General features: G+C 62.5%; 10 protein-coding genes. 4 read left to right on the plus strand and 6 right to left on the minus strand.

What is annotated here, in order from left to right:
* Positions 1-45: 45 nt before the first annotated feature.
* From HKK54_RS00235 to HKK54_RS00245, 3 genes are all read right to left on the minus strand, one after another.
* A complete protein-coding gene (locus tag HKK54_RS00235) occupies positions 46-2,616 on the minus strand; it encodes a hypothetical protein (protein ID WP_169385860.1) in 2,571 nt (856 codons plus the stop codon).
* A 236-nt stretch (positions 2,617-2,852) separates the two neighbouring features.
* On the minus strand, positions 2,853-15,791 hold the full coding sequence (locus tag HKK54_RS00240) for a non-ribosomal peptide synthetase (protein WP_169385861.1): 12,939 nt from the start codon (positions 15,789-15,791) through the stop codon (positions 2,853-2,855).
* 63 nt (positions 15,792-15,854) lie between these two features.
* Positions 15,855-16,613 carry a thioesterase II family protein gene (locus tag HKK54_RS00245; RefSeq protein WP_010166501.1) on the minus strand — a complete coding sequence of 253 codons (759 nt, stop codon included), beginning with the start codon at positions 16,611-16,613 and terminating at the stop codon, positions 15,855-15,857.
* A gap of 278 nt (positions 16,614-16,891) precedes the next feature.
* Here HKK54_RS00245 and HKK54_RS00250 point away from each other — a divergent pair, with 278 nt between their 5' ends.
* Complete coding sequence (locus HKK54_RS00250; RefSeq protein WP_076953019.1) at positions 16,892-17,443, plus strand: RNA polymerase factor sigma-70; 552 nt, start codon at positions 16,892-16,894, stop codon at positions 17,441-17,443.
* Between the two features lie 865 nt (positions 17,444-18,308).
* On the opposite strand, the gene HKK54_RS00255 is transcribed toward HKK54_RS00250, so the two are convergent.
* The 3 genes from HKK54_RS00255 to HKK54_RS00265 all read right to left on the minus strand — a co-directional run bounded on the left by HKK54_RS00255 (position 18,309) and on the right by HKK54_RS00265 (position 20,900).
* A complete protein-coding gene (locus tag HKK54_RS00255) occupies positions 18,309-19,322 on the minus strand; it encodes a GNAT family N-acetyltransferase (RefSeq protein ID WP_010166496.1) in 1,014 nt (337 codons plus the stop codon).
* Between the two features lie 66 nt (positions 19,323-19,388).
* Complete coding sequence (locus tag HKK54_RS00260; protein ID WP_169385862.1) at positions 19,389-20,177, minus strand: substrate-binding periplasmic protein; 789 nt, start codon at positions 20,175-20,177, stop codon at positions 19,389-19,391.
* 99 nt (positions 20,178-20,276) lie between these two features.
* Positions 20,277-20,900 carry a TetR/AcrR family transcriptional regulator gene (locus HKK54_RS00265; protein WP_010166492.1) on the minus strand — a complete coding sequence of 208 codons (624 nt, stop codon included), beginning with the start codon at positions 20,898-20,900 and terminating at the stop codon, positions 20,277-20,279.
* A 153-nt stretch (positions 20,901-21,053) separates the two neighbouring features.
* Between HKK54_RS00265 and HKK54_RS00270 the strand changes: the two genes are divergently transcribed.
* The 3 genes from HKK54_RS00270 to atuC are packed head-to-tail and all read left to right on the plus strand — an operon-like array spanning position 21,054 to position 25,337.
* On the plus strand, positions 21,054-22,832 hold the full coding sequence (locus HKK54_RS00270; protein ID WP_169385863.1) for an acyclic terpene utilization AtuA family protein: 1,779 nt from the start codon (positions 21,054-21,056) through the stop codon (positions 22,830-22,832).
* 12 nt (positions 22,833-22,844) lie between these two features.
* Positions 22,845-23,717 (plus strand): SDR family oxidoreductase, encoded by an 873-nt coding sequence (locus tag HKK54_RS00275; protein ID WP_169385864.1) that lies wholly within the window; start codon positions 22,845-22,847, stop codon positions 23,715-23,717.
* A 3-nt stretch (positions 23,718-23,720) separates the two neighbouring features.
* Positions 23,721-25,337, plus strand: a complete 1,617-nt coding sequence (gene atuC, locus HKK54_RS00280; protein WP_169385865.1) for a geranyl-CoA carboxylase subunit beta — start codon at positions 23,721-23,723, stop codon at positions 25,335-25,337.
* Positions 25,338-25,352: the final 15 nt, after the last annotated feature.

A 25,352-nucleotide genomic window follows, 5' to 3' on the forward strand; every position in this document is an offset into this window, starting at 1 on the left:
ATCGCAGGAGTGTTCGACAGTACCCGTCTCGTTTTGGCGTAACTTCTACACCTCCCTTACATAGATCTTGTCCAGGAGGTAGTCATTGCCCTGGCCAGTAAAGACATGACTGGTGATATCCAGGTCCATGGTCGGCGAAGTCGCCGTGAACGTACCCACCAGTTGTACCCAGACCATGGTTGGAAAATCAGTTTGCGCGGTGATGGGAACCTGATTCACGCTCAGCGACATACGAGGAACAGCACCTGCCAGATTGAAACGCTTCACCTCGATGCTGAAGCTGTAACGGCGGCCGACTTCAAAACCAGTAAGGGATTTAAACAACAAAACACCATTACTGATTTGGGTATAGGTGTAGTTCCACAGACACCCATTGCCGTTTTCCTCCCTGTAAAACACCAAATCCCTCGGGTCGGTCGCCGCCGGGCCACGCTGCCAACCGTTGAGGTCGGCACTGCTATCAAAATCCGATAGATCTTCGAAGGGCTTGGTAAAAATGTACTCCGCCACCGGGAACATGATCGCGTCACTCCGGTGGGTACTGTCATCCGGTGTGCATTCATACGTCACCCTCAAAGATGTGAGATTGCGCAACAGCAACAGTTCAGAACGCTTGAGTATCCGATCCAGGCCATTGGCGACATCCTGCGCTGTCACCGCCTCGCCGATCATCACCTGGATAACATAAGGCGTTCCCTCCTCCTTCGTGCCGGCCACGTTAAGCCAGCCGTTCTGGTGTTCCAAAATAAACCACCATTGCGCCACCGTGGCATTGGCGTCGCCTTCAAAGGTGCGCAGGTCCAGAACTCCCTCAACTGCCTGCGGTATCACCGGTGGAGGCAAGATACTGGGGCCAGGGAAGCTGACGTGCAGTTTCAGCGCAGGTGACGTCGCAAGCTTGCATCGACTGGTCACGGTGTAATTAATGGGCACCGTGTTGCCGATTGCGTGAATCACTGCCTCTCTCGGGATGTGGAAATCGACGTAGCCGGGGGTGCTGTTTCCAGGTTTTGCCGCCAACGGTAAACAGCTGCCGTCCGCACGCTGCCAACAAGGCTGGATACTCTGGTAAGGGCTGATGTGATCGTATTGCACGCGCAAGGTCACACCCTCACGGCCATTGTAGGCGGTGAGTTCCGAACCCACGGCTTCACGCACAGTGGGTGCCTTGAGCACGAGATCTGCCTGAACGATATTCAGCGTGCGCATCGAGTATTTTTTGGCGCAGGGGTTATCGGCCTGATCGTTGAGCCGCACCGCAAAGTGCACGGTGAAATCACTGCAATCGGCCAGTCTCTGCAACTCATGGCGCAGTAATAACGCACTGACGCCACTGTTCAGCCATTTCTCGCTGACCGGTACACCTTCCAGTACGTCGAAGCGATAATTGCCTCCGCCCTCGAGTTCACCCGTTACCCAGAGATCGCAAGGCTGGCCTGCTGCGATGAAGGACCAGGGGACGACCGTCGCCTCGGCATCATCAGTGAACGTATTGAGATCCAAAATCGAACCGGTGGATTGCAGTACTTCAGGGAGCGGCAAATCAGCCGTTCCAAGAATTCTGACCGGGCGCGCTGGAGAGGCCCAGGAACGCCCCCTGCGCAAGACGGTGTAACTCACAGGGACCGTCTCACATAAATTGGCCACGATCGCCGAGGCGGGCACCGGGATGGTGACAAACGCCGCGTCGCCCGCGAAGGTACAGGTAAGGGCCGGTGTCCCATCTCCGGGCGTTCCTTCCCAATAAGCGCAGATCCAATCGCAGGGACACATGTGGTCGTAGCTGATGCGAAGGTTTGCACCGTGCTCGGCATGGGCCGGATTGAGCGTGGAACCACCCGGGTGAAGCTCGACGGCCTCAACCACACTGGGAGGCGGCAGCTCCAGGTGGTCTTCCGTGAGCAGCGTCAGAACACGCCCGGGGAACCCACGATACACCTCTCTACCCCCTTCTCTCCTGGGCATATATTCCACCAGGAAGTAAGCATAAAACTCGCTGTCATGCTTGAGTGACGCCAGAATTTCCCTCGGCACGCGCCGGCTCCACCCGTTGCGTACCTCCTCTTCAGTAACCGGTTCGTCTTTAAAAAGCTCGATTCTGACCTTGGTGCCATCCGGATTGATGCCGCTCATGTAAAGCATCGTGAGTTGGGTCGTCCCAATGAAATCCCAAGGATCAACATGAATCACGGGGTCTTCGCAGTACCGGCCAATATCCAGAATATCGTGCGGTAACTGATCAAAATACGGGCGGGTCAAATTGTCCGGCAGCGGAATTCTGACCGTGACAGTGGGTGAGCGATACTCCTCGCCCTCACGGGTGACGGTGTAATAAAAATGCGTGAAATTATCCAGGCGCATGCCGACATACAGCGGCGGGATAAAGAACTCGACACACCCGTCTTCGACACCGTACAGGGGTTCGATAGGCGCGTAATCACCAAACGTGGATTCCCAGAACACCCGAATGAGGTCCTCGGCATTCATGTCCTTGTAGCACACCTCAATCGTAGCGCCCTTCAGCAATAGTCTCGAAGGAACGGTGGTTGCCCCCTGCCCGGCTTCAACTATCCAGGGTGCATAAAGATTAAGGGCTAACGGCGTTGACTCTGACATGGGTGGTACTCCTTTCCAGTGGATAGAGCGCCAGAATTTCCTCTGGCACCGTCCTATCACACGCTGAAATGCAGTCACCGCCTACTGTCAGAATTCACAGGTTCGCCTTGAAACAGGCGAATTTCAGACCGGTGGTAATCAATCCCGGCCAGTCAAGACTAGCGTACCGATGCCCTGAAAAATGGGGGTGTTGATGCCTGCGATGAGGCCGTCACAAACAGCGAAGATTCAGCGCCTTACAACCCCTCCAGCTCCGCCATCAAATCACTCAGCCGATCCACCTTCTCCGCGCTGATCTCATTCGCCGCCAGCCCGTCGATATACCCCGCCAATTCCTCCACCGTGCTGCACTCGAACATCGCCCGCAACGGCACATCCCGCTGCAGCGTCTTCTGCACCCGTGAAGCAATCTGCGTGGCCAGCAACGAATGCCCGCCCAGTTCGAAGAAGTTGTCCTGCACGCCGACGCGCTCGACCTTGAGCACCTCGGCCCAGATCCCGGCCAACGTCTGCTCCAGCTCATTGCGCGGCGCCAGATAATCCTGGCTCTGCAACTGGCCGATCTCCAGCGCCGGCAAGGCCTTGCGGTCGAGCTTGCCGTTGGCGTTCAGCGGCAAACGGTCGAGCCACAGCCAATGCAACGGCACCATGTACTCCGGCAGCTCGGCCCGCAGGCGTTGCTTGATGCGATCAAGGCGCTCACCCGGGTTTAGCTGCGCATCCGCCGCCACCAGGTAGCCCACCAGATGTTTGCCATTGACGCCCTCCTGCACCCCGACGGCCGCATCGCGAACTTCCGGTTGCTCATGCAGGCGCGCTTCGATTTCTCCCAGTTCGATCCGGTAACCCCGAATCTTCACCTGATGGTCGATGCGACCGACATATTCCAACACCCCATCACTGCGACGGCGGGCCAAATCCCCTGTTCGGTACAACCGGTCCGCACCAAATGGATTCGGCACAAACGCTTGCGCCGTGCGCAACGGGTCGCTGACATAGCCACGACCCACGCCAGTCCCGGCCACGCACAACTCGCCGACGGCGCCTTGGGGCACCAACTCCAGCGCGCCATCCAGCAGGTACAAACGGTTGTTGTCGGTCGGCGTGCCAATCGGCAGGTAAGTGCCACGGGTCGACGCCAGGTCGACGCGGAAGAACGCCACGTCATCCGAGCACTCCGCCGGGCCATACGCGTTGACCAGGCCAATATCCGGGTAACGCAGCAACCACTGGTGAGCCAGCTCCGGCGGCATCGCCTCACCCGTCGGCAGCATCCAGCGCAAACCATCCAGACTGATCCGATCCTGGGCGAGCATGCCCTGGATCAGCGACGGCACGCTTTCGAGCACGGTAATGCCCTGGGCCTGGACGTGAGCCAACAAGCCTTGCGGATCATGGGCAAGGGTGTTCGGCACAATGTCCACCCGCGCTCCGAACAGCGGCGCCGCGAGGAATTGCCACACCGAGATATCGAAGCTTTGCGAAGCGGTTTGGGCAATCACATCGCTCTCGCTCAAATTCAGGTACGGCACCTTGCTCAACTGGTTATTCAGCATGCCGCGCTGTTCGACCATCACGCCCTTGGGCAGGCCAGTGGAGCCCGAGGTGTAGATCACGTAGGCCAGGTTATCCGGGCCGCTGTAGATGCCCGGGTTCTGCTCTGAACCCACCAGTTCTTCCCAGACCAACAGCTTCGGCCGCGCGCCACAGGCGAACTCTTCCAGCAATACCTGCGCCTGCTCAAGGCACGCCTCGGTGCACACCAGCAACGGTGTACGACTGAGGTCGATAATCCGGCTCAAGCGCTGGCTCGGCAGCCCCGGGTCCAGCGGCAAGTAACCCGCCCCGGCCTTGAAGCTGCCGATGATCATGCCCAGCAAATCCAGATTACGCTCGGCCAGCAACGCCACCGGTTGATCCAGCCCGACACCGGCGGCAATCAGCGCATGGCCCAGGCGGTTGCTGCGCCGGTTCAGCTCCGCATAGCTCCATTGCTGATCCAGGCAACTGGCGGCAATCCGTTGTGGATGCCGTGCCACTTGCTCCTCGAACAGCTCGACGTAACTACGCTCCAGCGGGTATTCATGCGCGCTCTGGTTGCAGCCGTCCACCAGGAACTCACGCTCCTGCTCACCAATCAGCGGCAAGTCGGCCATGTCACCGTGGAAGCCCTGCACCAGCGCAAGCAGCAGGCGCTTGAACTCACCGAGCATGCCTTGCACGGTGGTTTCATCGAAATAACGCTGGTCGTAGGACAGGTGCAAGCCCAGGTCATCGCCCGGGTAGCACACGGCGGTCAACGGGAAGTTGGTGTGGGTGCGACCGGAATCCGAGGTGGCATTCAGGCTTTGCGCACGGTCCAGCACCGAGACTTCCACCGGGGCGTTTTCGAACACGAACAGGCTGTCGAACAGCGGCTGACCCTTGGGCAGTTCGCTGTGCTCCTGGATAGTCACCAGCGGCAGGTATTCGTACTCGCGCAGTTGCATGTTGCTGTCGAGCAGGCCGCTCAACCATTGGCGCACGCTGCACGTCTGGTCATCCTCTGGCAGCTTGACCCGCAACGCGATGCTGTTGATAAACAGCCCGACCGTGCGCTGCATCTCCGGCATTTCCACCGGGCGCCCGGCCACGGTGACGCCGAACAGTACGTCGCGATCACCACTCAAGCGCCGCAGCACCAGGGCCCACGCCGCCTGGGCGAAGGTGTTCACCGTCAGTTGATGAGCCTGGGCCAGCTCGCGCAATTGCGCGCCATCGCGCACATCGAGGCGGGTGTAGCAGTCACCCACCACCATGCCGCCGCTGTGGCCCGCGTGTTCGCGCAGGAACGGCCGGTCGCTCGGGATCGGCGTGGTGCGCTCAAAGCCTTGCAGGTTCTGCTGCCACCACTGGCGCGCCTCGGCCAGGTTCTGGCGTTGCAGCCAGGCGATGTAATCGCGGTAACGCGGTGGCGTCGCCAGTTGCGCGTCACGGCCTTCGCCGAGGGCCATGTAGATGTCGAAGAAATCATTCATCAACAGCGAGCGGCACCAGGCATCGATCAGGATGTGGTGGTTGCTCATCATGAACCAGTAGCGCGCCTCGCCCACGCGGATCAGCCGCAGGTGGAACGGCGCCTGGTTGAGCAGATCGAAGCCGGCTTCACGCTCGCATTTGAGCAACGCTTGCAGACGCGGTTCCTGTTCACTTTCAGGATCAGCGCTCCAGTCGAGGTATTCGATCGGCGTGCTGCCCGGCTTGTGGATAACCTGCAGCATGTCTTCACCGACGTTCCAGCAGAACGAGGCACGCAACGCTTCATGCCGGGCGATCACTGCCTGCCAGGCCTGGGCGAAACGCTCCGGGTCCAGGGCGCTGTTGATGCGGTAGCGGTCCTGCATGTAGTAGAGGCCAGTGCCCGGTTCCAGCAGGGTGTGCAGCAGCAAGCCTTCCTGCATCGGCGTCAGCGGGTACACATCTTCGATGGCCGTGGCCGGCACCGGCAGCGCGTCGAGTTGCCCTTGGGTCAGGTGCGCCAGCGGGAAGTCCGACGGCGTGAGGCCGCCCGCGTCTGGCTTGAGGCAATGCTCGATCAGACTCTGCAATTCCGCCAGGTAAGCGTCCGCCAGTTCAGTGATGGTCTGGCTGTCGTGGCGCTCGCGGCTGAAAGTCCAGCGCAGCACCAGCTCACCGCCATACACCTGGCTGTCGACGCTCAGCTCGTTAGGCAGCGGCGCGTCCGGGTCGTGGGCAATCCCGGCAAATTCGTCCAGCGGGTGAAACAGCGCGTCGGCGCCAAAGCTCTGGTCGAACTGGCCAAGGTAGTTGAAGGTGATGCTGGCCGTCGGCAACGCGGCCATGGTCTGGCGGCACAGGTCGTCGGCCAGGTAGCGCAGCACGCCATACCCCAGACCTTTGTGGGGCACGCCGCGCAATTGCTCCTTGATCGCCTTGATCGAGGCGCCCTGCCCGGCCGCTTCTTCGATGTGCAGCGGAGTCAGGCGCAGCGGGTAAGCGCTGGTGAACCAGCCCACGCTGCGGGTCAGGTCGATCTCGTCAAACAGGGTTTCGCGGCCGTGGCCTTCGAGCTGGATCAGGGCCGACGTGTGGCCGCTCCAGCGGCACAGCACACGGGCCAGGGCGGTCAGCAGCAAATCGTTGACCTGGGTGCGGTAGGCGCTCGGTGCCTGCTGCAACAGCTGGCGCGTGCGCTCGGCATCCAGGCGCACGCTGACGGTATCCGCGTCACGATTGCGCAGCGAACCTTGCGGGCGATCCACCGGCAATTCAACGGTGGGGCCAGCCAACTGCTGCTGCCACACGTCCAGTTCTTCACGCAGGGATTCGCTGCCGGCATAGGCCTGCAAGCGCGCCGCCCAGTCGCGCAAGGCGCTGGTCTTGGCGGGCAGGCTGACGGGTTGGCCGTCGCTCAACTGGCGATACACGGTCTGCAAATCTTCCAGCAACACGCGCCAGGAAACGCCGTCCACCACCAGGTGATGGATCGCGATCAGCAGGCGACGCTGGCCTTGCGGCCCGTCCACCAGCAACGCGCGCAGCAGCGGGCCATGGGCAAGGTTGAGGCTGCGTTGGGTGTCGGTGAACAGCGCGTGGCACTGCTCCATGTCCGCCACCTGGGCTTGCAACAGCAAACCGCCTTCCGGTACCGCCAAGTGTTCGGCGTGCCATTGCGCGTCGCGCCGGGTGAAGCTCAGGCGCAAGGCGTCGTGGTGTTCCAGCACCGCCAGCAGCGCCTGTTCCAGGCGATGGGGTTCGAGGGCCTGAACCGGCTCCAGCAGCAATGCCTGGTTCCAGTGCTGGCGCTCCGGGATGTCGGTGTCGAAGAACCAGTGCTGGATGGGTGTCAGCCCGGACGCGCCGGTCAACACGCCTTGCTCGGCGATGACCTGCTCGGTGCGGGTCGCTACGGCGGCCAGGGTCTGTACGGTCTGGTGCTGGAACAGATCACGCGGGCTGAAATGAATCCCCGCCTGCCGTGCCCGGCTGACCACCTGGATCGACAGGATCGAGTCGCCGCCCAACTCAAAGAAGTTATCGTCGAGTCCGACCTGCTGCACGTTCAATACCGCACACCAGATCGCCGCCAGGGTTTGCTCCAACTCGTTGCGCGGCGCCACGTACTGTTGACGGTTCGCCTCGGGGTCCGGCTGCGGCAAGGCTCGACGGTCGAGCTTGCCGTTGGCGGTCAGCGGCATGCTGTCGAGGACGATCAGGTGCGCGGGCACCATGTAGTCCGGCAGCTGTGCTTTCAGATGGTTCTTGAGGGATTCACGCAAGGCGCCCTGTTCTTCGTCGCTGACCAGGTAGGCCACCAACTGTTTGCCACTCGGTGAGTCCAGCGTCAGCACCACCGCTTCACGCACCGCTGTGTGCTCCAGCAGGCGGGTTTCAATTTCCCCCAGCTCGATACGGAAACCGCGAATCTTTACTTGATGGTCAATACGGCCGAGGTACTCCACCAGGCCATCGGCACGCTGGCGCACCAGGTCGCCGGTGCGATACAGGCGACCGCCGTTCGTAGCAAACGGATCAGCCACAAACCGCTCCGCCGTCATGCCCGGGCGCTGGTGATAACCCTGGGCCAGGCCGGCACCGCCGACGTACAACTCGCCGGTGGCGCCTTGCGGCACCAGGGCCAGATCCGCGTCCAGGATGTAGGCCACACGCGCGCCGATGATGCTGCCGATCGGCACGCTGCCGGCGCCCTCCTCCAGGGTTTGCGGGGCAAGACTGGCCAGCGGCATCACTACCGTTTCGGTCGGGCCATAGGCGTTGAAAAACAGCGCCGGCTTGAACGCGGCGCGAATACGCTGCAGGTGTTCGCCGGTCAAGGCCTCCCCGCCGGTGATGCACATGCGCACCGGCAGGGTCTGGTTTTGCGTGGCCAGCCATTGCGCCAACTGGCTGCCGTAGCTCGGGGTAAAGCCGAGGATATTGATGCGGTGCTGACGAATCAGCCCGCAGATTTCTTCCGCATCCCATTGGCCCTGGGCCCGCAATACCACCTGCGCACCGCTGAGCAACGGCACCAGCAGACGCTCGGTGGCGGCGTCAAAGTTGATGGAATAGAAGTGCAGCTCGCAGTCATCCGGGCGCATTCCGAAGCGCTCGATCACCGCCTGGCAATGCATGGCGATTTCACCGTGGGACACCACCACGCCCTTGGGCTTGCCGGTGGAGCCGGAGGTGTAGATCAGGTACGCCTGATGTTGCGGCAGGCTGATTAACGGTAACTCGCTGGCCGGGTACGCGGCCAGGGTCGGCTGGTCTTCTTCCAGGCACCAACGGCCCACGCTGGCGGGCAATTCACCCAGCGCGTCGAACATCGCGGCGTCACTGAGCAGCAGGCCGATGCCACTGTCTTCGATCATGTAGTGCAGGCGGTCCAGCGGGTATTCCGGGTCCAGCGGCACGTAGGCGCCACCGGCCTTGAGGATTGCCAGCAGGCCGACGACCATCTCCAGCGAACGCGGCAGCGCCAGACCGACCCGCACCTGCGGGCCTACGCCACGCTCGCGCAGCATCCAGGCCAGGCGGTTGGCGCGGCCGTCGAGTTCGCTGTAGCTCAGGGTCTGCCCGGCAAAGGTCAACGCCGGGGCATCCGGACGGGCCAGGGCCTGCTCGCTGAACAGGTGATGGATGCACTGGTCGAGGCGATGTTCGCCGGCTTCAATGCCCAGGCTGTCTTGCAGGGCGCGCTGTTCGGCGGCTTCCAGCAACGGCAACTCGCTCAGGCGCTGGTGCGGATCGGCGAGCAAAGCTTCCAGCAGGTTTTGCCAATGCGCGGCCATGCGGGCAATACGCGGCTCGTCGAACAGATCGGTGCTGTAAGTCAGACAGCAGCCCAGGCGATGGTCGAGGTCGGTGACTTCCAGGTTGAGGTCGAACTTGGTGGCGCGGGCATCATTGGCCAGGTACTCGACGGTCATCCCGGCCAGCGTGCGGCTTTGCTGGAACTCCCAGCGCTGCACGTTGCACATCACCTGGAACAGCGGGTTGTACGCCGCGCTGCGGGGTGGCTGCAGGGCCTCCACCAAGTGGTCGAACGGCAGGTCCTGATGGGACTGGCCTTCGATCACCGTGTGACGCACCTGCTCGAACAATTCCCCGACGCTCATCTGCCCGTTGAGCTGGCAACGCAGCACCTGGGTGTTGAGAAACGCGCCGATCAGCCCTTCGCTTTCCGGGCGAATCCGGTTGGCCACCGGCGCACCGATGCGCAGGTCGGTCTGGCCGCTGTAGCGGTACAGCAACACGGCGAGGGTGGCGGTCATGGTCATGAACAAGGTCAAACCACGCTCGGCGTTGAACGCTCGCACACGGGCGGCGAGGTCATCGCTCAAATCGAAACGGTACAGCTCGCCCTGATGACTTTGCACCGGTGGCCGCGGACGGTCACCCGGCAGTTCCAGCAGTGGATGCTCGGTGCCCAGTTGCGCGGTCCAATAATCCAGCTGGCGCTGGCGCTCACCGGACTCCAGCCACTGCCGTTGCCACACGCTGTAGTCGAGGTACTGCACCGGCAGCGGCGCCAGCGGCGATTCGCGGTCGTCGATAAAGGCTTCGTACAGCGCGCTGAGTTCACGGGCAAAGATGTCCATGGCCCAGCCTTCGGTGACGATATGGTGCAGGGTCAGCACCAGGTAATGTTCCTGCTCGCCGGCCTTGACCAGGCAGGCACGCAGCAACGGCCCCGTCTCCAGATTGAAAGGCGTATGGGCTTCATGGTCGGCCAGTTGCTGCACACGGCGTTCGCGCTCGGCTTGATTGAACCCCGAGAAATCCTGCCAATCCATGCGCACACCGGTTTGCGCCGCGACCTTCTGCTGCGCCACGCCGTTGATGCTCGGGAAGGTGGTGCGCAGGGTTTCGTGACGCATGATCAAAGCCTGCAACGCCGCCTCGAAACGCCCCACGTCCAGCACGCCACGCAGCCGCGCCATGCCGCCGACGTTATACGCCGGGCTGTCCGGTTCCATCTGCCAGAGGAACCACATGCGCTGCTGGGAATAGGACAGCGGCACCGGTTGGCTGCGGTCGACCTTGCCGATGGCCAGTTGTTGATTGCGTTGGCCCGAGGCCTGGATCAGGCGGACCTGTTCGGCGAAAGCCCCCAGTTCGCTGGCTTCGAACAGCGTGCGCAGCGGCAGCTCGACGTCGCAGGCCTGGCGGGTACGGGAGATGATTTGCGTGGCCAGCAACGAATGGCCGCCGAGGGCAAAGAAGTCGTCCCGCAGGCCGATGCGCGGCAGGGCCAGCACTTCGCGCCAGATCGCGGCGATTTGCTGTTCCAGCGGTGTTTCAGGTTCGACGTGTTCACGCACCCGCCACACCGGTTCCGGCAAGGCGCGCCGATCCAGTTTGCCGCTGGGGCTCAGGGGCATAGCGTCCAGGCGCATCAACTGCGCCGGCACCATGTACTCCGGCAGCTCGGCGGCCAGGGCGGTTTTTACGTCCTGTTCATCCAGCGCTTCGCTGGCGGTGTAGTAACCGATCAACTGCGCACCGGCAGCGGTTTCGCGCACCAGCACCACCGCTTGGGCGATGCCGTCGAGGGCCAATAGACGCGCTTCGATTTCTTCCGGTTCGACACGGAAGCCGCGCAACTTCACCTGCTGATCCAGGCGCCCGAGGTATTCCAAAACACCGTCGGCAGCCCAGCGCACGCGGTCACCGGTGCGATACAGGCGTGCGCCCGCCTCGCCCAGCGGGTCGGCGACAAACCGTTCAGCGGTCAGCCCCGCACGCCCGAGGTACCCCCGCGCCAGGCCGATGCCGCCGATGCACAATTCACCCGGCACACCCGTTGGCAGCGGGTTGAACTGATCATCCAGCACCCGGCAAATCACATTGCCCAGTGGCCGGCCAATCGGCGAGCGCTCGCCGTCATCCGCCTGGCAATGCCAGTGCGTCACGTTGATCGCGGTTTCGGTGGGGCCATACCGGTTGTGCAACTGCACCGCCGGCAACTGCGCCAGCACCCGGTTGCGCAACTCGGCGGGCAACGCTTCGCCGCCGGAGAACAGGCGGCGCAGGCTGGTGCATTCGGCGGCCAAAGGTTCATCGACAAACAGCTGCAACAGCGGCGGCACAAAGTGCAGCGTGGTCACGCCGTGTTCCTGCACCAACTGGGCGATGCGATGGGGATCGCGGTGCTCACCCGGCCCGGCCAGTACCAGCCGGCAACCGGTGATCAGCGGCCAGAAGCATTCCCACACCGACACGTCGAAACTGATGGGCGCCTTTTGCATCAGCACATCGGTTTCATCCAGTAGGTAGGTGGCTTGCATCCACTGCAAGCGCTCGGCCAGCGCGGCATGGGTGTTGCCCACGCCCTTGGGCTGGCCGGTGGAGCCCGAGGTGTAGATCACGTAGGCCAGGTTGTCGCCATTCAAGTGCAGGCCCGGCGCGTGGGTTGGCCAACTCTCCAGCTTGAGGCTGTCCATCGCGATGACACTGACGCCTTCAGCCGTAGGCAGTTGTTCCAGCAGAGAAGTCTGGGTCAGCAGCAGTTGCACGCCGCTGTCCTTGAGCATGTAGGCCAGGCGGTCGGCCGGGTAATCCGGGTCCAGGGGCACGTAGGCGCCGCCGGCCTTGATGATCGCCAGCAGGCCGATCAACAGTTGCGGCGAGCGCTCGGCGGCGATGGCCACGCACACGTCCGGGCCGACGCCCTTGTCCCGCAGGTAATGGGCCAGGCGGTTGGCCTGGGTGTGCAGTTGGGCGAAGGTCAGGCTGCCGTCCTGCCACACCAGCGCGGTGCGTTCCGAGACCTGTTGGTTGAGTTGTTCCGGCAGCCACTGCTGCGCCGCCGCGCAAGGTGCAGCGCTCCACTGGTGTTGCTGCGTGTGCTCGTCGTCATGCAGCAGTTTCAAGTCGCCGATGGCCTGTTGCGGTTGTTCGCAGGCGGCTTGCAGCAGGTTGATGAAGTGCTCGGCCAGACGCTCGATAGTCGCGGCGTCGAACAGCTCGTCGGCGTAGTCGAAGGACAGGCTCAGGCGCCCGTTACGGTCTTCTTCGCTGTGCAGTTGCAGGTCGAACTTGGCTTCGCGGCTGTGCCACGCCAGCTCGTCGGCGAGCAGGCCCGGCAGGCGGCGCAAGGCACTCAGGTCGCGTTGCTGGTGGTTGAACATCACCTGGAACAGGCCTTGTTCCCGGGCTTGCGGAAAGGCTTCCAGCAACTGCTCGAACGGCAGGTCCTGATGGGCCTGGGCACCCAGCGCGGTGGTTCGCGTCGCCGCCAGCAACTCGGCGAAGGGCAGGCGTGCATCCAGTTCGGCGCGCAGCACAAGGGTGTTGATAAAGAACCCGATCAGGCCCTGGGTTTCCTGGCGCGGACGGTTGGCGTTGGGCACGCCGATGCGGATATCGCGCTGGCCGCTGTAGCGATGGAGCAAGCTCTGGAACGCGGCGAGCAACAGCATGAACGGGGTGGATTCGTGGGTTTGGGCGGTCTTGCGAATGGCTTCGCCGAGGCTCGCACTCAAACGCACACTGTGGCGTGAAGCACTGCGTACCGTTTGAGCCGAGCGCGGGTGATCGGTGGCCAGGCTCAGGGTCGGGTGTTCGTCGCCAAGCTGTGTTTTCCAGTAAGCCAGTTGCCGCTGGCTCTCGCCTTCGGCCAGCCACTGGCGCTGCCAGCTGCCGTAGTCGGCGTATTGCAGGGCCAGCGCCGGCAGCTCAAGGGTTTGGCCCTGGGACGCTGCGGCATACAGGCGCGAGAATTCGTCGATCAATACTGTGAGCGACCAACCGTCCGCGATGATGTGGTGCATCGTCACCAGCAATTGGTGGTCTTCGTCGTCCAGGCGCACCAGCGTCACCCACAGCAACGGGCCTTTCTCCAGGTCGAACTGGGTGCGGGCTTCGTCTTCGCGGATCTGGTTCGCGCGGGCTTCGCGCTCGGCGGCAGGCAGGTCGCTGAGGTCGATGACTTGCAGCTCGAAATCAACCTTGGCGTCGACTCGCTGGAAGGCTTGGCCATCGCGTTCAAAGAAGCGCGTGCGCAAGGCTTCGTGGCGCTGGATCAGTTGCTGGAAGCTCACACGCACCGCGTCTTCGTCCAGCTCGCCGCGCAAACGCAGGCCGCCGGGGATGGTGTAGGCGCTGCTGTGCGGGTCCAGTTGCCAGGTGATCCACAGGCGGTTTTGTGCCAGGGATTGCGGCAAGTCTTCCTGACGCGACAGGGCATGGATCGCGCCTTGGGCGACGCCGCCGTCCTGCTGCAATTGCGCGACGCTGGCGGCGAAGGCAGCCAGGGTTGGCGCTTCGAACAACAGGCGCAGGTTCAGCTCCAGACCCAGGGTTTCCCGCAGCCGGGCGACCACCTGGGTGGCGCTGATGGAGTTGCCCCCCAGCAGAAAGAAGTGATCGTCGGCAGCGACTTGCGCCACCTGCAATTGCTCGCACCAGATCGCGGCAATCTGGCTGTGCAGTTCGGATTCCAGCGCCGCATCACCGGCCTGGGCCTGCACGCCGGGGAACTGCGCATAACTGTCGAGACTGCCATCCGCCAGGCGCGTGCGGCAAGCCGAACGCTGCACCTTGCCGCTGGAGGTTTTCGGCAAGCCACCTGGGTTAAGCAACACCACCACGCTCGGGGCTTCCTGGCAGGCTTCGGCCACCGCTTGGCGGATCGCCTTGATCAACGCTTCGGGCGGCAGGATTTTTTGCACGCTGCGGCTGATTTCCGCGGCGATGCCGATGCCTTCCTGGCCGTTGTCATTCACCGCAAACGCCGCGACGCGGCCCTTGCGCACCACTTCCACTTCACGCTCGATGGCTTGCTCGATGTCCTGAGGGTAAAGGTTGTGGCCCCGCACGATCAGCAGGTCTTTGAGGCGGCCGGTGATGAACACCTCACCTTCGCGGATAAAACCCAGGTCGCCGGTCCGCAGCCAGGTGCGACCAGCGTGCTGGACGAAGGTCTTGGCGGTGGCTTGCGGGTTGCGCCAGTAACCGTGGGCGATGCTCGGGCCGGCAGCCCAGATTTCACCCACGGCATTGTCAGGGAGCGTCATCAGGCTGGCGGGGTCGGCAATCAACACGGCATGTTCAGGCTGGCTGGTGCCGCAACTCATGATCGCCGCGCCCTGCCCCGGCTCGGCGCGGTTGGCGGCCAGGGCCTTGTCGTCCAGGCGCAGGGCCGGGATGCCCTGGCCTCGGGTGCCGCCGGCAACAAACAGCGTGGCTTCAGCCAACCCGTAGGAGGCGAAGAAACTGTTCGGGGTGAAACCGCAGGCGGCGAACTTCTCGGCGAAGCGTTCCAGGGTATCGAGGCGGATCGGCTCCGAGCCGGAATACGCCACGCGCCACTTGCTCAAGTCCAGGCGCTCCAGGGCCGAATCACTGACCCGCTCGCTGCACAGCCGATAGGCAAAGTCCGGCCCGCCGCTGATGGTGCCGCCGTATTCGCTGATCGCTTCCAGCCAGCGCAGTGGCCGGCCGAGGAAGTACGCCGGCGACATCAAGACGCACGGCACCCCACTGAAGATCGGTTGCAGCAGGCCGCCGATCAGGCCCATGTCGTGGTACAGCGGCAGCCAGCTGACGATCACGTCATCGGGGTTCAGGTCGATGCCAAAGCCCCGGCGAATCAGCAGTTCGTTGGCCACCAGGTTGCCGTGGGTGACTTGCACCCCCTTGGGCAACGCGGTGGAGCCGGAGGTGTATTGCAGGAACGCGATGTCATCGTCCGAAAGGTTCGGCGCCACCCAGTCGGTGGCGATGTCGGCACTCAGTTGGTCGACGCACAGCAGCTGCGGCGCACCTTCCAGTTGCTGCAGCGAATCACCGAGGCTGGCGGTGGTCAGCAGTAACCGGGGCTCGGCGTCCGCGATGATCGACAGCAGCCGCTCCTGATGATGACGGCGAGCGGACTCCGGCGGATACGCCGGCACCGCGATCACCCCGGCATACAGGCAACCAAAAAACGCCGCGACGTAATCCGGCCCACTGGGGAACAACAGCACCGCGCGATCACCCAGCCCGGCGCTGGCCTGCAAGGCGGCGGCGATCGTGCGGGCGCGCAGGTCAAGGTCACGGTAGCTGAGGACAGCGCCCTGCTCAGCCGTCTCGGCGAGAAAGCGCAACGCCGTTTGATCCGGGGTTTGCGCGGCGCGGCGTTGAAGGGACTGAACCAGGGTGCGGGGAAGTTCGAAGGCGTCCATCATGGGGTTCCTGCCTGAAATCGGCTTACTGGGAAATCGGGGAATGTGTGGCCGGAGTGGGCTGGTTCAGCCGGTCGCCCGGGCCATCTGCCGCGCCGCGCCATTGCGCCAGCGGGCCAGGTGTTCGTCGGCATAGCGCCGCACACAGCGCAGTACAGAACTTTCGTGCTGCACCAGGAAGAAGTGGTGACCGTCAAACATGTCGAGGGAGAAACCGCTGGCGGTGTCTTGCTGCCAATCCAGTAGTTGATCGGCGCGCACACTGTCCTGCTTGCCGCCAAACACATGGATGGGCAGGGCCAACGGCTCACGTTCGCCGTATTCAAAACTGCCGCACAGGAGGAAGTCGGCCCGCAGGATCGGCAGCATCAACTGCATCAGCTCGGCATTGGCCAGCACGTCTTCGCCGGTGCCCTTGAGTTCACGCAGGCGGGCGATCAGTTGTTCGTCGTTTTTCTCGATGGCGTACTCGCTGACATCCCGACGGGCCGGGCCGGCAGTGCCCGACGCAAACAACGCCAGTGGCTGCGGCACACCTCGCTCACGCAGGGCATGGGCCAACTCGAATGCCAGCAGACCGCCGAGGCTGTGGCCAAACAAGGCGTAGGGGCCGTCCAGCTCCGCACTGATCTCTTCGGCGAGTTGCCCCGCCAGGGCCTTGATGTCGCGCTGCAACGGCTCGTCCATGCGCATGCCGCGCCCCGGCAACTCCAGCGGCCGCACCTGCAACCACTCGGGCAGCACCCGCCGCCAGCGGCTGTAAACCATGGCGCTGGCGCCGGAATAAGGCAGGCAAAACAGGCGTAATCGAGCCGGCGTGTTCATTTCAGACCACTCCCGCTCACACGATAAAAACCCATTTTGTCCTCCTCCAGGCGCTGATCCTTGGCCGGTTTGTTAACTGGCCTGTCACCCATGAGAACGGATGGCCCCTGGAAATAATTAGTCAGCGAGACGCGGTTCACACCTCTCGATAAGGCATAAGATTAGTTCGTCTTCTCATTTGACAATCATTATCATTAAGCATAATTTGTTGCCCGATGTGTAGGAGGCCTCAGCAAGGACGCCCTCCCCCAACCTTCTCTTGCAACAAGGTGATTTCCATGACGGAACAAGTATCCACAGGCAGGTGCGACTCACCCCTCCTCCAGGCCTTCGTCGATAACCGGCTGATCCTGGTCAAGATCGCGGCGCGTATTACCGGCTGTCGCTCCCGCGCCGAAGATGTGGTGCAAGATGCCTACTTCCGGTTGCAATCGGCACCGACTATCACCTCATCGTTCAAGGCGCAGCTCAGTTACCTGTTCCAGATCGTGCGTAACCTGGCCATTGATCATTACCGCAAGCAGGCGTTGGAGTTGAAATATTCCGGCACTGAAGAGGAAGGGTTGAATGTGGTTATTCACGGGGCTTCACCTGAGACTTCGCACATCAATTTTTCTACGCTGGAAAACATCGCGGATGCGTTGACGGAGTTGCCTCAGCGCACGCGTTATGCGTTTGAGATGTACCGGTTGCATGGGGTGCCGCAGAAGGATATTGCCAAGGAGCTGGGGGTGTCGCCGACGCTGGTGAACTTTATGATTCGGGATGCATTGGTGCATTGCCGCAAGGTTTCCGGGACCCATAGCGACACGTTTGCGCGGCGGGTTTGATTGGCTTTGCTTTGCCCCGCCCTGCCCTGCCCTGCCCTGCTGCTGAGTGCATATCCGTTATTTGGGTGATGGCTGGTATGGGTTCCGCTCTTACAGCGGGTCACTTTTGAAAGGAGCCCAAAAGTAACCAAAAGGCTCTTGCCCCACCACTCGGCACCTCGCCTAGGCTCGGTGTGCCCGCACTCCGGCATTACTACGCGGGCCGCCGCGACGGGGCGTCCCTGCCCCGTCGCGGCTAAACCGGCGTCCTGCCGGTTTACCCGCTCCGTACTACCTGCGTTCGGCCAGCGTGGTTTAACGGGGCGCCTAAGATCAAGATCAAAAGCAGATCAACAGCACAGCGGCCTACAGGCCGGCTTGAGTGGTGTGGAGCAAAAGCAAAATCAAAATCTAAAGCGGCCACGATCCCCTGTAGGAGCTGGCTTGCCGGCGATGGCATCAACTGGGTGTACCTGAAAAACCGAGGTGTCTGCATCGCAGGCAAGCCAGCTCCCACAGAAAAGCAGAGCTGCATCAGTTTCAGATTTGGCTTTGGCTTTTGCTCTGGCTTCTACCACTCAAGCCGGCCTGTAGGCCGCTGTGCTGTAGATTTTGATCTTGATCTGACTGCCCCAATAAGCCCGAGGCCGAACGCAGGGATTGAGGAGCGGGTAAACCGGCAGGACGCCGGTTTAGCCGCGACGGGGCAGGGACGCCCCGTCGCGGCGGCCCGCGGAGCAATGCCGGAGTGAGGGAACACCGAGCCTAGGCGAGGTGCCGACAGGCGGGGCAGAGCCCTTTGCTTACTTTGGGGCTCTTCCAAAGTGAGTCGCTGTAAGAGCGAAACCATATTCAGCCGTTACCTAAATAACGGATATGTACACACTCAAACCAACCCACACCGCTCAAAAAACCGCTCCCGCCCCAGGATCATCAACGCCGCCCGCTTATGCGGAAAATCAAACTCCTTCTCACAGTGGAAACACTGATTCTGCATATACCCAATCATCTTCCCGTTATCCGCCCGAGGCTCAGCCACCACCCGCTGCGTACGCGGATCATCCAGAAACAGGTAATGCACCAACGCCGACAACCAACTCGCTACCTTGTGCGGCCCCCGGTGATGCTCTTCCCCCACCAGCATATGAATCCCACGATCGTAATCCGCCACGTCATAGAACGGCGCAATCCGATCCTCCTTGGCCCAATACGCCTCGAAATACGCAAACGGCTCATCATCGAAACAGCCGATCAACGTCAACGCATGAGGATCCGCTTCCAGCGTGTCCAGATACTCCCGATGCTGCTCAAGGCTGCCACTTTCCTGCCAGAAATTCGCCACGCGCGTGCTGTTCTGCCACCGATTAAACCGCGCCAGGTCAACATCAATCTCCACCGTGCGCAGTGAAATCCACGCCCCCAACCGCGCATCGAACCGTCGATAAACCTCACCCCGAGGCTTCGGCGCACGGGCAGGATGACGCTTACCCGCGCTGATAATCATCTGCTGCGGATAAGTCCCTGTGAGGGATTGCCCCAGCCACGGTTGCGGCAATTGCCAAAACAACGTGCGCTCGCAATAAAACTGCCCGGCAACCTCGGTGGCCACCAGCAACCCACTGCGCAAGGCATCCTCCGGCACATGCTCAAGGCGCCAGACCAGCCGCTGCCGCCCGGGCTCCCTGGCAAACAACCAGTAACAGGCCGCCCACAACGCACGGGCAGCCGGCACACTGCCGGGCTCCTGCAAGTGCACCTGCAGCTCATCGCCCCGCTCAAGGCGCAGGCGAATCAGCGGCTGCCCTTCAAGGGTAAGGCTCAGGCGCGTGTCAGTTTCATCAGCATTCAGGGCAGGCCCCGCCGGCAACGGCAGGGAAGACAGGTCATTCAGATTGGACATGGGGTGGGCTCACGAATCGTCGACAGTTCAACAAGTGACGTGAGCCACGGGCAAAAATTTAGACGATCAGGGCACCGGCATCACATCAATGCGGTAAGGCTCGAAGATCTTCAACAACTGGCCATTGTCCCGCAACTGCTTGAGCAGCCCGGCGAACGCCGGCCCGGTGATCGGTGCCTTGGGCCGCAGCAATGCGTAGTGGTGGTACACCTGGTCAATTCGCTCGGACACCAGGAATTGCCCCGCCGTGTCGGCATTGCGCACCAGGAAATCGCTGAGGTAGGAGCGCGTCACCAGGGCGATGTCGGCCCGACCCCGGGCGACCATCAGCAGGTTGCTGTCGTGGGAATAGGTCAAGGTGGCGTTGAAGTGCTCCGCCATGTACTTGGGGTCCGGGTTGAAATTGGCGAACGCGTAGTGATAACCGCTGAACACCGCCAGGCGCTTGCCGGCCAGGTCGGTGAAATAGGATTGGTCGCGGCCGGGCTCCCGCTGAGCGACGAAGATTTCGGCGTCTTCCAGGCCCATGTCGACCGCCGTATGGGGAATATCCTGCCAACCCCATTTCGGGTTTTCGAAGATCGCCATGTCGACCCGACCTTGCTGGAAATCGCGAAAACGCCGGGGAATCGAGGTGGGCACCAGCACAAACTGGTAGTCGGTTTGCAGCGCGTTCAAGGCTTCTACCAGTTGCGGCAACAAACCGGTGTCGGCGCCCTGCTCCGGGCGCACGGTGTACGGCGGAAAATGCGCAGCACCGATCCTCACCAATTGGGCAGCCGAAGCCGGCATCAGCCACAGTGCGCCAAGCGCCAATATTGAGAGTCCTGCAGCCAGTCGCCAAGGCGAAAACATCAAGGCACACACCGTCGAAAACTTTGATCCCGCTAAGCTAGGCGTTTTTGTCTATCGAGACAACTTTCTGCCACACAATTAATAGCTTGCACGAACGGGCTAGTCAGCTTTCAACACCATCAGCAAGGCTTCATCGGCCAGTTGCTCCAGGGTCATGCTGCCCTGGGCGCGAAACCAGGTGGTGGTCCAGGACAACGCGCCGGTCAGAAAGCGCCGGGTGATAAATACATCGCCCCTGATATAACCGGCCTCCTTGGCCTCTCCCAGCACCTGCAACCAGATGTCTTCATAAATATCACGCAGGGCCAGCACCTGGGCCTGGCCCTCGGCCGAGAGTGAGCGCCACTCGTACACCAGCACCGCCATGGCCTCGCCGCTGCCGCCCATGATCGACTGCAATTCGCAGCGAATCAGCGCCAGCACCCGTTCACGCACGTTATTCGCTTCGGCCAGGGAAGCGCGCATCAGGGCGGTGTTGTAGTGGATGGTTTCCTCCATCACCGCCCGCAGGATTTCGTCCTTGCTCTTGAAGTGATGAAAGATACTGCCGGACTGAATCCCGACCGCGCCGGCCAGGTCACGCACGGTGGTGCGCTCAAAGCCCTTATTGCGAAACAGGTGCGCCGCGGTTTGCAGCAGCTTGCCACGGGCACTGTCGGGGTCGGTCAATTGGCCGGCGTCGACCATGGTGCGCATCACCCGCAGGGCTTTTTGCTCATCCATGCTGCTCTCCTTAACTTCTGATTACGTCTTGGCCGGCAATTTAGGCCGTGGCAGCCAACCAAGCAAGCGCTTGGGGCAAAGTTGTGACCAGAGTTTACAAACCAAGCGCTTGCTTGGTAGTCTCGACTCATCCAACCGGAGGAAGGACGCCCCATGAACAAGACGGTACGCATCGGCTGCGCCAGCGCCTTCTGGGGCGACACCTGCACCGCCGCTGCTCAGTTGGTGCACGGCGGCGCGCTGGATTACCTGGTGTTCGACTACCTGGCGGAAGTCACGATGTCGATCCTGGCCGGGGCACGGATGAAGGATCCCCAGGCCGGCTATGCCACGGACTTCGTCGAAGTGCTGACGCCGCTGTTGGCGGATATCCAGCGCCAGGGCATTCGCGTGATCAGCAATGCCGGCGGGATCAACCCCCAGGCCTGCGCTGCCGCGTTGCAGGCGGCCTGCGACCTGGCCCGAATTCCATTGAAGATCGCCGTGCTGCTGGGGGATGACCTGCAACCGCAGTTCAAGCAGTTGCACGGCATCACCGACATGTTCAGCGGCGCGCCGCTGCCGGCGATGTGCGTGTCCACCAACGCCTACCTCGGCGCGCCGGGCATCGTGCAGGCGCTGAAGCTCGGTGCCGATATCGTCATCACTGGCCGTGTGGTCGACAGCGCGGTGGTCAGCGCGGCGCTGGTGCATGAGTTCGACTGGTCCTGGCAGGATTACGACCGCCTGGCCCAGGCGGCATTGGCCGGGCATATCATCGAATGTGGCGCCCAGTGCACCGGCGGCAACTTCACCGATTGGCGGGAAGTGCCGGACTACGAACACATCGGTTTCCCGATTGTGGAGGTCAGTGCCGACGGCCAGTTCACCGTCAGCAAAGTAGACGGCACCGGCGGGCTGATCAGCGAACTGAGCGTCGCCGAGCAACTGTTGTATGAAATCGGCGACCCGCGCGCCTACTTATTGCCCGACGTGATCTGCGACTTCAGCCAGGTGAAACTCCAACAGCAAGGCAAAAACCGCGTGCACCTGCACGGCGCCAAAGGCCTGCCACCGACCGACCAATACAAGGTCAGCGCCACCTACCCGGACGGCTTTCGCTGCACCGCCAGTTGCCTGATCGCCGGGATCGACGCAGTGGCCAAGGCCGAGCGGGTCAGCCAGGCGATCATCAACAAGACATCAGAACTGTTCAGCCAGCGCGGCTGGGCGCCCTACACCGACATCAACATCGAACTGCTGGGCAGCGAAGCCACCTACGGCCCCCACGCCCAACGCCAGGACTGCCGCGAAGTGGTGGTGAAACTGGCGGTGCGTCACCCCAACAAACAGGCGCTGGTGCTGTTCGCCCGGGAGATTGCCCAGGCAGCCACCGGCATGGCGCCGGGGCTTACCGGCATCGTCGGCGGGCGGCCCACGGTGTACCCGCTGATTCGGCTGTTTTCGTTCCTGATCGATAAAAGCGTCTGCCCATTGCAGGTCGATTTCCTTGGCGAACGGCATGCCTGCGAGTTGCCTGTCGCCGAACCGTTGAACACGTCAATCGAATTGATTGACCCGCCCAAACCCCAGGGTCGCGCCGACGCCAACGTGCCGCTGGTCAAACTGGCCGTGGCCCGCTCCGGCGACAAGGGCAACCACAGCAACATCGGGGTGATCGCCCGCGACCCCGAGTACCTGCCGTGGATCGCCGAAGCGCTGACGCCCGAAGTGATCGTCGACTGGATGAGCCACGTGCTCGACCCGATTCACGGCCGCGTCGAACGCTGGTACTTGCCCGGCAGCCACAGCCTGAACTTCCTGCTGGAAAACGCCCTGGGTGGCGGCGGGATTGCCAGCCTGCGCATCGACCCGCAAGGCAAGGCCTTCGCCCAGCAACTGCTGGAAATCCCGATTGCCGTGCCGCAGCACATCGCCGATCAACTCACTTAAAGGACCCACGCCGTGGCCTTCGACTCGATCTTCAAAGCCGACCTGTTCCAGGGGCAGAGCATTATCGTCACCGGCGGCGGCAGTGGCATTGGCCGCTGCACCGCCCACGAACTGGCGGCCCTTGGCGCCCATGTGATTCTGGTGGGGCGCAAGCCGGAAAAACTGCAAACGGTGGCGGCAGAGATTGTTGAAGACGGCGGCCGCGCCAGTTGGCAGGCCTGCGACATCCGTGATGAAGAGGCGGTCAAGGCGCTGGTCAGCCAGGTTCTGCAGGAACACGGCCCGATTCATGGCCTGGTGAATAACGCCGGCGGCCAGTACCCCTCGCCGCTCGCGTCGATCAACCAGAAGGGCTTTGAAACCGTGTTGCGCACCAACCTGGTGGGTGGTTTCCTGATGGCTCGGGAAGTGTTCAACCAGTGCATGAGCAAGCACGGCGGGTCGATCGTCAACATGCTCGCCGACATGTGGGGCGGCATGCCGGGCATGGGCCACTCCGGCGCGGCGCGTTCGGGCATGGACAACTTCACCAAGACCGCCGCCTTCGAATGGGGTTACGCCGGGGTGCGGGTCAACGCCGTGGCGCCCGGCTGGATTGCCTCCAGCGGCATGGACACTTACGAAGGTGCGTTCAAGGCGGTGATTCCGACCTTGCGCGAGCATGTGCCGCTCAAGCGCATCGGCACCGAATCGGAAGTCAGCGCGGCGATTGTGTTTTTGCTCAGCCCCGCCGCCGCGTTCGTCAGCGGCAGCACCCTGCGCATCGACGGCGCCGCCAGCCTCGGCAGCCGCGCCTGGCCGCTGCACAAGGCGCAACCACCGAGCGTGTCCTTTAATGGTTTCCACCGGGCCTACGTGCCGGATGTGCTCAAGGAGGAGAAATAAGCCATGCCGGTGATCGACTCGCAACTCGACGCCCACAGCGTGCCATTCGCGCAGAACCGCGAAGCGATGCTCACGGGCGTCAATCAACTGCGCCAGTTGGAGCAAAACCTGCTGGCCAAGGCAGCTGAAGCCAAGGCCAAGTTCGACAAGCGCGGGCAACTGCTGCCGCGGGAACGCCTCAATTTGCTGCTGGACCCCGGCGCGCCGTTCCTCGAACTGGCAAGCCTGGCCGGCTACAAGCTGCACGACGACAAGGACGGCAGCGCCGCCGGCGGCGGGTTGATCGCCGGTATCGGCTACGTCAGCGGCGTGCGTATGCTGGTGGTGGCCAACAACAGCGCGATCAAGGGCGGGACCATCTCCCCTTCGGGCCTGAAAAAATCCCTGCGCCTGCAACAGATCGCCATGGAAAACAAACTGCCGGTCGTGACCCTGGCGGAAAGCGGCGGCGCCAACCTCAACTACGCCGCCGAGATTTTCGTCGAAGGCGCCCGCAGCTTCGCCAACCAGGCGCGGATGTCGGCCATGGGCCTGCCGCAGATCACCGTGGTGCATGGCTCGGCCACGGCGGGCGGCGCGTATCAGCCAGGGCTTTCGGATTACGTGGTGGTGGTGCGCGGTAAAGCCAAACTGTTTCTGGCCGGCCCGCCACTGCTCAAGGCCGCCACCGGCGAAATCGCCACCGACGAAGCGTTGGGCGGCGCCGAAATGCACGCACAAACCGCGGGCACCGCTGAGTACCTGGCGGAAAACGACGCTGACGGTGTGCGCATCGTGCGCGAGATCGTCAGCCTGTTGCCGTGGGATGACCGTTTGCCGGTCGTGCAAAAACGCACGTATAGCGAGCCGCTGTACCCGATTGAAGAGCTGCTGGGACTGATCCCCGACGACCCGAAAAAACCCTATGACGTGCGGGAAATCCTCGCGCGGCTGGCGGACGGTTCCAACTTCCTCGAATTCAAGGGCGAGTTCGACCCACACACCGTCTGCGGCCACCTGCATATCCAGGGCCGCGCTTGCGGTTTTATCGGCAACAACGGGCCGATCACGCCGAAGGGCGCGAGCAAGGCCGCGCAATTTATCCAGCTGTGCGACCAGAGCCGGACGCCCCTGCTGTTCTTCCATAACACCACCGGCTTCATGGTGGGCACCGAGTCGGAACAGCAAGGCGTGATCAAGCACGGTGCGAAGATGATCCAGGCGGTGGCCAATGCCCGGGTACCGAAGCTGACCATCGTCGTCGGCGGCTCCTACGGCGCCGGCAACTACGCGATGTGCGGCCGAGGCCTCGACCCGCGTTTTATCTTCGCCTGGCCCAACAGCCGCACCGCCGTGATGGGCGGCGCCCAGGCCGGCAAGGTGCTGCGGATCGTCACCGAGGCCAAGCAACTGAAAGACGGCCTGGTGCCTGATCCCAAGGTGCTCGACATGCTCGAACAGGTCACCGCCCAGAAACTCGACAGCCAGTCCACCGCGCTCTACGGCAGTGCGAACCTGTGGGACGACGGGCTGATTGATCCACGGGACACCCGGACCTTGCTGGGGTTTCTGCTGGACATCTGCCATGAGGCCGAAGTGCGGCAGTTGCAGCCCAACAGCTTTGGTGTGGCGCGGTTCTAAACCCTCAGGAGAACA

The organism is Pseudomonas sp. ADAK13 (genome assembly GCF_012935715.1).
In the GTDB taxonomy this organism is placed as follows: Bacteria; Pseudomonadota; Gammaproteobacteria; order Pseudomonadales; family Pseudomonadaceae; genus Aquipseudomonas.

What these genes read in the sequence shown, in the direction of transcription:
- HKK54_RS00235 (WP_169385860.1), bottom strand. Translation starts at nt 2,616, where the DNA reads ATGTCAGAGTCAACGCCGTTAGCCCTTAATCTTTATGCACCCTGGATA.
- HKK54_RS00240 (WP_169385861.1), bottom strand. Translation starts at nt 15,791, where the DNA reads ATGATGGACGCCTTCGAACTTCCCCGCACCCTGGTTCAGTCCCTTCAA.
- HKK54_RS00245 (WP_010166501.1), bottom strand. Translation starts at nt 16,613, where the DNA reads ATGAACACGCCGGCTCGATTACGCCTGTTTTGCCTGCCTTATTCCGGC.
- HKK54_RS00250 (WP_076953019.1), top strand. Translation starts at nt 16,892, where the DNA reads ATGACGGAACAAGTATCCACAGGCAGGTGCGACTCACCCCTCCTCCAG.
- HKK54_RS00255 (WP_010166496.1), bottom strand. Translation starts at nt 19,322, where the DNA reads ATGTCCAATCTGAATGACCTGTCTTCCCTGCCGTTGCCGGCGGGGCCT.
- HKK54_RS00260 (WP_169385862.1), bottom strand. Translation starts at nt 20,177, where the DNA reads ATGTTTTCGCCTTGGCGACTGGCTGCAGGACTCTCAATATTGGCGCTT.
- HKK54_RS00265 (WP_010166492.1), bottom strand. Translation starts at nt 20,900, where the DNA reads ATGGATGAGCAAAAAGCCCTGCGGGTGATGCGCACCATGGTCGACGCC.
- HKK54_RS00270 (WP_169385863.1), top strand. Translation starts at nt 21,054, where the DNA reads ATGAACAAGACGGTACGCATCGGCTGCGCCAGCGCCTTCTGGGGCGAC.
- atuC (WP_169385865.1), top strand. Translation starts at nt 23,721, where the DNA reads ATGCCGGTGATCGACTCGCAACTCGACGCCCACAGCGTGCCATTCGCG.